General features: G+C 41.7%; 6 protein-coding genes. 2 read left to right on the top strand and 4 right to left on the bottom strand.

Annotation, left to right across the window (positions count from 1 at the left end; genetic code table 11):
* Positions 1–54 precede the first annotated feature (54 nt).
* Together K429_RS0102855 and K429_RS0102850 are read right to left on the bottom strand one after the other, a co-directional pair.
* Positions 55–612 carry a hypothetical protein gene (locus tag K429_RS0102855; RefSeq protein ID WP_025725981.1) on the bottom strand — a complete coding sequence of 186 codons (558 nt, stop codon included), beginning with the start codon at positions 610–612 and terminating at the stop codon, positions 55–57.
* A gap of 342 nt (positions 613–954) precedes the next feature.
* Positions 955–5,166, bottom strand: a complete 4,212-nt coding sequence (locus tag K429_RS0102850) for a hybrid sensor histidine kinase/response regulator transcription factor (RefSeq protein WP_025725980.1) — start codon at positions 5,164–5,166, stop codon at positions 955–957.
* Between the two features lie 360 nt (positions 5,167–5,526).
* Here K429_RS0102850 and K429_RS0102845 point away from each other — a divergent pair, with 360 nt between their 5' ends.
* Together K429_RS0102845 and hemW are read left to right on the top strand one after the other, a co-directional pair.
* Entirely contained in the window at positions 5,527–7,545 is a 2,019-nt protein-coding gene (locus tag K429_RS0102845; RefSeq protein WP_025725979.1) for a DUF2264 domain-containing protein, read from the top strand.
* Positions 7,546–7,623: 78 nt separating this feature from the next.
* A complete protein-coding gene (gene hemW / locus K429_RS0102840; RefSeq protein WP_025725978.1) occupies positions 7,624–8,754 on the top strand; it encodes a radical SAM family heme chaperone HemW in 1,131 nt (376 codons plus the stop codon).
* A 67-nt stretch (positions 8,755–8,821) separates the two neighbouring features.
* Here the strand turns inward: hemW and K429_RS0102835 are convergent, their stop codons facing one another.
* Positions 8,822–9,913, bottom strand: a complete 1,092-nt coding sequence (locus K429_RS0102835; RefSeq protein ID WP_025725977.1) for an Sb-PDE family phosphodiesterase — start codon at positions 9,911–9,913, stop codon at positions 8,822–8,824.
* 33 nt (positions 9,914–9,946) lie between these two features.
* Positions 9,947–11,725: a RagB/SusD family nutrient uptake outer membrane protein gene (locus tag K429_RS0102830; protein ID WP_025725976.1), complete on the bottom strand. Its 1,779-nt coding sequence runs from the start codon at positions 11,723–11,725 to the stop codon at positions 9,947–9,949.
* Position 11,726: the final 1 nt, after the last annotated feature.

The raw sequence follows: 11,726 nt of genomic DNA, 5'->3' as shown, positions 1-11,726 counted from the left end.
CAATAATTTTAAGATTAAACATATATTTAATTATTAAGTCTCATTATATAGCCCTTACTGGACAGAACGGCTAGGAAAAAAGATAATAGTATCAACTAGCTCTCCTGTTTTTTTACTTACGAATTCAAAAAAGACAGGAACAGGATAAGCAACCTTAAATTCATAAAATCCAGTACTAATTTCTTCATAATAGTATGGAGTTGTACCTATTTGAGAGAATTGTACATTAACATTTTTCAACACCTCACTTCCAACAAAGAATAATGTAGTAGCATCCGGATATATATTCTGCGTATAATCAGTATATCCTGATATTTCCGGAGTTACTTTACCATTCGGCAAAGTATAAGCATACTGTTTCCACCACCCATTCCTTATGCGCTCTTTTAACTCTGCATCACTATATTCAGTTGCAGCTAATAAACTAAAGTTACTGATTGAATCTGATTCGATCAACTCATCTGTAACAGCCCTTGTGTCGGATGCCAATTCAGGCAATGCACCTTCATCCAATCCAGTAATTGTAGCATCGTCACTACACCCTGTAAAAAGACTAACAGACATTGCAGCAACAAAAAGTACTGTAATCAATTTGCCTCTTTTGTTTTTCATGTTTCTCATTAATTTTAAGATTAAACATTGGTTTGTTATTTACAACAAGAACTAAAAAAAACTCTATCATTTTCATTCTTGATTGCGACACAAAAGTATGGGGGCAAAAAGCAATATGCCTTCTACAACAGCCCAAACAGATGCTAATTTGTCTCATGACACAATTTTCTACATGAAATGAAACATTATTCTACATAAATTTTCAAATGTGAGAGAGTTTTAAAAGAAATGTATAAAACGAATAAACGGGTAAGTAACACAATAAGACTGCAAGAACAACATTCCATTTTCCGGAAGTTGTTCTTGCAGTATAAAAGACAAGATGGTTAATAAATATATGCTCTATGTTTCCGGAACATCATCTTCCACTGTGCCATTCGAAGTAAAGCGCTCCATATATTCGGAAGGTTGCATACCAAACTCTTTCTTAAAACTATTACTGAAATAACGCGGATCATTATAACCCACAGCATACGCCAATTCTGAAATACGAATATTCTTCTTCTCTTCCATTATACGACAGGCTGCTTTCATACGAATATTCCGGATAAAGGAAACATAAGTAAGACCGGTCAATGACTTCAACTTCCTGAAGAAAGTCGATTTAGCCATATACATCTCCTCCAACAGCTTCGCCTGATCAAAATCCGGATCATCCAAATGACGATGCACACAATCAATAGCCCGTTGCAGGAAATCCTCATCAACACTGGTGTAATTCAATTCTTTAGCTTCAAATACCAACTGTTTCTTGAAGTCCTTTCCCATACGTTCACGGCTCCGAAGCAAGTTGGAGATACGTGCATGGAGAACACTCAGATTGAAAGGTTTACTGATAAAGCCATCAGCACCGGACTCATAAGCCTCAACCCGGTCTTCCTCCTTATTCTTAGCCGTCAGCAAAACTACAGGAATATGGGATGTTTCAAACTTATTTTTAATATACTGGCAGAATTCAATGCCATCCATCTCAGGCATCATTACGTCAGAAACAATCAGATCGATCTCTTCCTGCTCTACCACATCTATAGCTTCCTTACCGTTATTAGCTGTGTAAACCATATAATCCGCACCCAACAATTTCGTCATTAACTGCAATAACTCTTCATTGTCCTCAACAATCAGTAAAGAGTACGAAGACCGGATAGCAGTCGGCTCGGCTTGTTCCTCACTATCATCATCAGAGACATTTTCGCCAAACTCATCTGATAAGAGTTCTTGCTTTGCTTCTTCCGCATCTGTCGGCAGACTTTCTTCTATTTCTTCCTCCGCATACGAATTATGAAGAACCGGAAAGTTTACAATAAACAATGTACCTTTCCCTTCTTCACTTTCTACCGTAATAGTACCATGATGCAGCACTACCAAATCGCGAACCAATGACAAACCGATGCCGGTTCCAATAGTCTTGAACTTCCGGTAATCTCCTTCATAAAAGCGTTTGAAAAGGTTCTTCTGGGCTTCTGCTGATATACCGGGGCCATTGTCTTTCACCACTAATCGTGCTGTTCGGTCTTCATTTTCAGATAGTTCCACACTGACCAGACCACCGGCACGATTATATTTAGAAGCATTAGACAGTAAATTATAGAGTATCTTATCAAGTTTGTCGGGATCAAAATAAGCGTTGAAAGGATCAGGTGAACATGAAATCTGAAACTGAATATCTTTCTTCTTCATCAACGGGCGGAAGCTATCCAGACTGCGATGTACAAATTGCGTAAGGTCACCTTCGGAAACCCGCAGCTTAAGATTTCCTGTCTCCGACTTACGAAATTCAAGGATTTGTTGCAGCAAACGTATCAGGCGATTGATATTGTTATTCATCACTCTATATTGCTCCTTATACGTGGGTGCGGTCCGTCTCAGCTCATCCACCGAAGCAGAAAGAATGGTTAACGGAGTCAGTAGCTCGTGAGTAATATTAGTAAAGAATTGTAATTTAGCATGATTAACCTCTTCTGCCTTAGCTTGTTCCATCTCACGCAAATGCAGAGCATTTCGCAAACGGATTCGATTACGTATCACCCGGAAAGTATAATAGATAATAGCACAAACACATATAATATATAAGGTGTAAGCCCACCATGTTTTCCAGGGAGGCGGTAAAATAACGACTTCCATCCGGAGCATCTCATCATCCCAAATGCCATTGGCATTAGAAGCTTTCAATTGGAAAGTATAAGTTCCGGGCTTCAGGTTATTATAATAAGCAAAACGCTTGGCCCCACCCGTATATTGCCAGTCAGAATCGAAACCTGCCAACTGATAAGCATACTGGTTTCTCTCCGGATTAGCATACTCCAATGCCGAAAATTCGATGCTGAAATTATTATGCCAATGGTCCAGCTGTATCTCATCTGAAAAAGCGGGTGAAAGTTCTGAAATCTCCATTCGCTCTTTAGCTGGCAGATTTCCCCATGACTGATTGAAAATCTTAATGTCAGTCACTATCACAGAAGAAGAAAAAGGCTGCTCCTGCTGATTCTCAGGATAAAAGCTATTATATCCCCGGTGTCCGCCGAAGAACATTTCACCGTCAGCTGCAACCGCCTGGGCACTACGAATAAATATATTGTCCTGCAAACCATCTACTGTGGTGTACAAACGGAATGTCGCACTTTCCAAGTTATCCGATAGGGCAAGTTTTATCAATCCGGCATTCGTACCCAACCATAAATCACCCTCTTTATCACTCCTGATACTGACAACCGCATCTCCCGGAAGATTCCATTTCGCATGTACCGGAAGAAAAGTGTCGGTTGCTTCATCATACAGATTCAGTCCACTGCCTCCTGTTCCTACCCAAATGCGTCCTTTGGCATCTGTGTAAAGACAATCGGCATACACACTGTTGAGCTTTCCATTCGTAGCAGAATAACATGAAACGGTATAGCTCCCTTTTTCATCACAATGAAGCCGAAAAACTCCATGTGTATTGGAAGCCACCCACATATCTCCGTCATTTCCTTCGGTCATATACATAGTCGGAACGTTTCTCATCTGGCTATTTCCTACTTGCAAAGTATCCAATCGCACCGCTTCTCCATCCATTGTACGCATTGAAACTCCATTACGCGTAGCAAACCAAAGGTTGTGCCTTGAGTCTTCATAGATATGAAAAACACAGGAACCTGCCAACCACGGCGCATCCTGAGCATAATAATTCCTCACCCTCTGTGCCACAGGCGCCTTCTTATCTACCTCATAAACTCCTCCGTCATAAGCTGCAATCCAAATATGTCCTGTTACGGAATGTTGCATCATAGACATAACCGTAGAAATACCACGATAACGGTCGAATTCAGGCATTTGAGTATAATAAGTGAATTTCCCGGTTTGACGATTCTTCACCCCTAATCCATAAGTTCCTATTCCCAGCCAAAGTAATCCTTCATCATCCAGCAAAATACTGCGAACCGAAGTAGTCTTCAGCATCCGTTTGACTTCCAACAACTGATCCCAATAGAAATCAGCTTTTCGAGTACTCACTTTGTTTACACCTCCACCAATCATACCTACCCACATCAGTCCCTGACGATCACGCAAAAGGGAAGCCACTTCGTCACTGGCTATAGAACTATCCGATTCACTGGGATAATAATTACTGAAAGTCTCAGCACCCGTGTAATTCCCTGTCAACGGAAGTACACTGAGTCCTTTACGGGTTCCTACCCATAAAGAATGAGTATTAAGATCTTCGGATAACGCATAGATAATATCATCCGAGATACCGGCAAGGTTCTTTTCATCATACCGATAAGTAATCCAAGTGGTCTTATCCGGCTGGTAGGCATCTTTCAACAAAACCAAACCGCCACGCCAAGTACCTACCCAAATATTCTTTTGACTGTCCTGAAATACATAATGAGCAGAGTTTTGTTCATTCAACCGCGGGTATCTGAAATATTTCCCGGTTTTCTTCTCATAACGATACAACCCTGCATCCCATGTTCCAATCCAAATATCTCCCCGGTCATCTTCAAACAGAGATTTGATGGCAGTCCTGGGCATCACATTCCCTGTATTTTCGCCACCATGGCATAAGAAATCATCTTTATCTTCCTGATACTCATACACTCCCCAATCTGTTGCAAACAGAATACGTTCATCACTGGTTATCAGGACTTGAGGGATACTATTACCATTCATCTCCGGATGATCTATTTTCCGTATCGCACCCGTTTTCTTGTCCAAAACATTCAGACCACTGTAAGTACCAATCCAAAGACGGTGTTTTGCATCCTCTGCCACACAAAAAACATTATTATTGGTCAGCAAATCAGTGCGAAAAAGATTGGATTTATAAGTAGTAAGAGAATAACCATCATATTGGAAAAGTCCATTACGGGTAGATATCCAGATATATCCGTCGCGATCCTGATAGACAGATTGCACATCTTTACTGGGCAAACTGTTCAATATGGATGAAGACTTAAACACCAGAGTGTTTGGCTTAGGTGTTGCGATGGCCTGACATACCAAAGGGAAAAATATTCCAAAGCAAAACACAAAACTCCAGATTTTTTCTTTCATTGTAAACATTACCTTCATGGTTAACTTGGTTTAGAATATAATTAATAAAGTCCGACAAATATACGTAAATATATCTAAAAGTATCTTATCCATTGGTAATATTATATTTCAATAATTCTATATCGGGACGTACCCGGGATGTACTTGCTCCGTACCAAGTCCGTAGTTTCTCCGTCCAGAGGTACTTCTGACCGAAGAACGTACGGAGCAAGTACGGTCCAGATACGATTCGGATAAGGAGCTGATAAGCTCCAAAAAACAATATTGATCTAAATTTCAACCTTTTTGGCACTAAAGTAGTCGTTTACATTGCAGAGAATACCTTTTCTTTGCAGAGAAAAATAAATAAGAATATTCTTACCATGTAATACACACGCAATGATGAAAATTGTATTCTCAAAAATGACCGGAGGATTATTACTATTTACTTTATTAGTTTCATTAAAAGTAAATGCCTCCCTGCCACAGGCTAAAAATGATTCCGTATTTCATTTAGTACAACCGGACTACAAGTTGAGTCCTCTCACCGGTATGACTCGCCAACATTGGCTTGATGCTGCAACCTATTTACTGGACGGAGCATTCAGCTACATCCACACACCGGACGATCCGATGCATTTCCCGAAACAGCCGGGAAAGAGTTATCCAACAGATGGAAAACCTAATAAAACGGAGAATTTAGAGGGACTTTGCCGCACTATGTTCGTAGCAATTCCGCTACTAAAAGAAAATCCGGATCTGGTACTGAATGGAATCAAAGTCGGAGATTATTACCGGCAACAGTTGCGCAACATGAGTGATCCGTCTAAGCCCGGATATATTCAACATCTCAAAGGTGGGCCAAGCCAGACGCTTGTAGAATTCGGAGCACTCGCCCTGTCACTTACTGTAATGCCTGAAATTATTTGGGAACCATTGACACAAAAGGAGAAAGATGATCTTGCCGCATTGATGCTTAGTTATGGCAACGGGCCTACAATCGGTTCTAACTGGCGTTTTTTTAATATATTCGTCATGTCTTTCTTCAAAGATCAGGGTTATGAGGTCAAAGACGGTTATATGGATGAATTGCTGCAAAAATCACTGGCACAATATCGTGGATATGGATGGTATAATGATAGTCCGGCCTATGATTATTATAGTATGTGGGCTTTTCAGATGTATGGTATGATTTGGGCGCATTACTACGGTGAGAAGTTCAATCCGGAAGCCGGACGACAGTTTGTCAGCAACTTCCGTGACCTGGTCCCTAATTATCCCTACATGTTTGCCGAAGATGGAAAAATGAATATGTATGGACGCAGTATTACGTACCGTATAGCTGCCGCTGTGCCCTTCCCGCTGATGGGGTGGCTCAATGATCCGTCTATCAACTATGGCTGGATGCGCCGCATTGCCTCTTCCACCTTGCTCCAATTCCTTGAAAATCCTGCATTAATGAAAGACCGGGTACCCACGCTGGGATTCTATGGGGCTTTTGAGCCTGCCGTACAGATTTATAGTTGTCGTGGCAGCGTTTACTGGATGGGGAAAGCGTTCCTTGGATTATTATTACCTGCCGATAATCCGTTCTGGACAGCTATTGAGAATAACGGAGCTTGGGAAAAAGAATTTCAATCCGGCAAAGTATACAATAAGTTTATGGAAGGTTCCAATACTTTAGTGACAAACTATCCCAATAGCGGCACTTCGGAAATACGTGCATGGTGCCATGAAACGGTTGCCAAAGACTGGCAGAAATTCCGTTCTACCGAAAATTATAATAAACTGTCTTATAACACTGCATTCCCCTGGATGGCAGACAGCCCAGATGGTAAAGTGTCCATGAACTATGCTGTACTGAATGACAAACAAGAATGGGAAGTATTGCGCCTCTATACATTCAAAAAGTTTGAAGATGGAATTTATTACCGGGATGCAGAACTTGAAACAAACCCGGAAATCAAATTCCGCCTGGCAGATATTCCGCTTCCTAACGGTATTCTGCGTGTAGACAAAGTTTCTTTCCCGCTTACGACAGAATTACGTTACGGACACTATTCATTACCGGAATTAGAAAGTCACATTGTTACAAAGGAACAAAAGGCCGGAGGATACACTGCCTACTGCATGGATAATGGTGCCTATCAAACAGCGCTTATCAATCTCCAGGGTTGGTCGGAAGTGGAATTTGTACAGACTGAAGGACTACATCCGGTAAGTAATAAATGTTCTGTAATCAATGCAGCCACAACTCATTCCGGTGATAAAGTCTTTATCACACTACAATTATGGAAAAAGAGTGGCAAGCCATTTACTAAAAAGGAACTGACACCTGTAAAGTCCTTTAAACAGACCGGAGACACTATAACCATTTATTTCTCTGACGGGACGGTAAAGACGGTTTCTCTCCCCTGATATAAGTTTCGGAAGGAATAGTTATCTTTGCCGCCAAAGTAAGAGCTACGAAAGCTCTTCTACAGAAACAATATAATTATGGCAGGCATCTACATACATATCCCCTTCTGCAAGACACGTTGCATTTATTGCGATTTCTATTCCACTACACGTTCGGAATTGAAATCGCAATATATCCGTGCCCTTTGCCGGGAGTTGACGGAACGCAAAGAATATCTGAAAGGGGAAGCTGTTGAAACCATTTATTTCGGTGGAGGTACACCGTCACAGTTATCGGAGGAAGACTTTAAGGAGGTTTTCAAAACGATTGAACAGGTTTACGGAATGAGGGAAGCAACAGAAATAACGCTTGAAGCAAATCCCGATGACCTTACGGAAGAATATATCGGAATGTTGCACACTCTACCGTTCAACCGCATCAGCATGGGAATACAAACTTTTGATGATGCAACACTGCAATTATTGAACAGACGGCACAATGCCACACAAGCCATAGAAGCAGTAAAACGCTGTCGGCAAGCAGGTTTTCAGAATATCAGCATCGATTTAATTTATGGTTTGCCCGGAGAGACTGAGCAACGTTGGGCACAGGATTTACAGCAGGCTGTCAGTCTTGATGTAGAGCATATTTCAGCCTACCATCTGATTTACGAAGAAGGTACACCACTTTACAAAATGCTGCAACAGCACTCTGTATCTCAAGTAGATGAGGACAGTAGCCTGAACTTCTTCTCCACATTGATAGACACCCTTTCTGCCGCTGGATACGAACACTACGAAATATCCAATTTCTGCAAACCCGGAATGTACTCCCGACACAATACTTCTTATTGGCAAGGTATCCCTTATCTGGGATGCGGCCCGTCCGCACATTCCTTTGATGGAGACTCGCGCGAATGGAATGTAGCCTCACTAAATCAGTATCTTTCATCTGTAGAACAAGGGCAACGCCAACACGAAACAGAACAACTGGACACACAAACCCGCTACAATGAATACATCATCACAGGTCTGCGCACAATGTGGGGAATATCCACTGAAGAGCTGAAAAAGAAGTTTGGCGACCGACTTTGGAAATATTGTTTGGAACAAGCCAGTTCTTATCTGGAAAATGGAAAATTAGAGTTACATAACGATCGGTTAAAGCTAACCAGAGAGGGTATTTTCATCTCAGACGGTATCATGAGCGACCTCTTGGAAATAGAATAGTTACATATACAATATGCCCGGTCCTGATATATTTCAAGACCGGGCAACTTAACAAAACAAACCCTTTTTACAGAGAAATAGTATACTCCAATCCTTTATCAGGAGCCACTATAAAATTCGTCACTTCAAAATTCATATCTCCTCCTTTGATGCTATTATCAAATCCGATACGGACACTATAACGTGTATGCGGCTTCAGCGTCATATCCCGAAAATAGACCAGAGAAGTATCATGTGCCGTTTTTTTCAGTTTCAGGACTAAATCCGTAGTATTGGTTATAGAGAGCGTCACTCCTTTCTCATTACGGCTGATCTCTTCTATTTCTACACATTTTTCAAAGAATGGACGAAGCAAGTCTTCACGTCCAATCACCAACTCTCGATAATAAGCAGCAGTGCGACGATTGTCCAATGCTTCACGGATGCCTTTCAAGGAACGTTCTTTCGCAAAGAAGAATGTCATGGTACGATGCTCATCTTTAGAGAAATCATAATCAGTCTGAATGGGTTGATGGATATCAGAAGTGCCAATCATTGTCAGATTCTTATCCAAACACCATTGAATGGCTTCGGGCATATACAGAGGGCCATTTGCTACTTCAATGCCATGCATACAACCTTCATTATAGAGTTCTGTGTGCTCGAGCCACCACTTAGTAGTATCCGGTTGTTGGGCTGCCCATCCGGGATGATTCCAGAAAATAAATGCTCCCTGCTTTTTGGCTTCATTGAAAGCATATTTATACTCTTTTTGTTCCAATGGATTGGAGTCAGCCAGAAAAATGGCATTAAAGTGTCCGGGAGCCATCGGACGGGTAATCTCACTACCTCTGATTAAAAGTATCCCCAGCTTTTCAGCCTGTTTCTGACAAAGATCGAACGAACGGTTATGATCTGCCACAACATCTTTTTTATGAGGACGATATTCGATGTGTTCTGTCAGAGAAATTGCATCCAGTCCTTCACGATAAGCCTCATCTACACGTACCGTAGGCCAAACCAGACCATCAGAGAAAACAGTGTGCATATGGAAATCACACTTCAAAGTAGTGTATCCATCTAAATCGGGAACCTGAATTTCATTCCGGCGTTGCGCCTGTACATTCATCAGGCAGGTTGCCAAAAAGAACGCACTTACTAATACTTTCTTTACTTTCATGTTATCTATTTATTTTTATCATTAAAGTTACTATTACCAACCTGGGTTTTGAGGCAATAAAGCCGGATTTATCTGAGTAGCCGTCAACGGTATCGGGCGCAAGTATTTCTTATCATCCCATTTACGTCCCTGGCTAAAGCCAAATTCAATATATCCGTGGTCACCTTCGGACAAACGGTTGGTTTTACCAATTACCACATATTGCACGCCCTTAATCTTCTCATCGGCTGGCGGCTCTTTATCCACCACAGCTACATCTTTTATACCATCACCATTCAGGTCATACGCTTCGCCTTTCTGGGGAATGTAAATACCTTGCCATACATTTTCGATCAAGTCCCCCTGTTTCCAGCGCATGATATCATCATAGCGAACTCCCTCAAAAGCTAACTCCACACCACGTTCACGACGTACTTCCAACACCCATTTATCCGTTGTTTGATTTTTAAAGTAAGCAGCTACATACGGGTCATAGGTGGCAGGGATCTTCCCTTCCACTCCGGCACGTTCGCGTAATGGTTTGACCGTAGCATTCCACACCGTTTCATCACATTCTCCTAATTCCGCTTTCGCTTCTGCATAATTCAGCAATACTTCCGCATAACGGAAAATAGGAATAGAGTTATTGGCAGTAGCCTTTCCTACATGCACATCGTCATCTATAGCCCATTTAATAAGCTGATAGCCGGTGGATGTCATAGAGAAATTAGGTGCATCCGGCTTCACCGTACCACTTATTTTTCGCTGGTAAGACGGCGAAATAACTGTTTGCATCAAGCGACAATCACGATTCTGGAACTCATCCATATACTGCATGGTAGCATAATCCGTACGGTCAGTGAAACGATTACCGTCGCGCATCAGATACATATTGACAAAAGGCCGTACCAATGACCAGTTTGCACCGAATGAGGCTGAGAATAGTTTCCAGGTAATAGAGTGCATACGCAAATCTTTTTTGAAGGCAATACCCCAGATTACCTCCGTTGTGTTCAGTTCTTCCGATGTAAACAGAGAACGATACTGTGTCTCCACATCTCCCGTATTCAGTAATTTATAAGGGCCTTTCGTCATCAGTTCTTCGGATGCAGTAATAGAAGCACGCAGAAATTTTTCAGCCGAGCTTTGCAATCCTAACTCCGTATGGTATTTACGGTAGGTACCTTCGAACAGACAGATACGGGATTTGAGTGCTAATGCCACCCATTTCGTTATCAATGTGCTACTTTCTGTCAAGGTCTTATCCGTGGAACAATTGGTACAGGCAAAGTCGAGATCTTCCAATATCTTATCCATAACAACCTCACGCTTATCACGTGGTTTGTATAATTCATCTCTATTATCCACATCCAATGTCGTTTCATACCAAGGCACATCACCGAACGTTCTGACCATACCATAATAGAAATAAGCACGCCAGAAACGTCCCACACCTTCATTATGCAAATAAATGGCATCCGTTACTTTGCCTTTAGCATTAGGCAGATTATCGAGAAAGTAATTAATCTGTCGCAGATCTCCCCAGTCACCGGTTCCCCAACCGCCTTGTTGGGTATCATCCCACGTGTCACCGATCAAAAAAGTAGTGGACGAACGAGTTGCACAAAAGTCTGCATACTGGTCACCACCCCAGGCTATTGTTTCTTCGCTGGGCAGGAAACTTTGCAGAAAACCATTTGTATAAAGCCGTAAGTCCGATTCCGACTCCAGAAAGCCTTCGGAAGAAAAACTGTTCTCGGGCTCACAATTCAGAAAACTATCACAAGAGGTCAGAGCCAAAGCATACAGACCTATCAACCAATATTTTTTCATA

It is taken from the genome of Bacteroides sp. 14(A) (genome assembly GCF_000526555.1).
GTDB classification, from domain to species: domain Bacteria; phylum Bacteroidota; class Bacteroidia; order Bacteroidales; family Bacteroidaceae; genus Bacteroides; species Bacteroides cellulosilyticus.
This window is presented reverse-complemented; position numbering and strand designations above follow the sequence as displayed.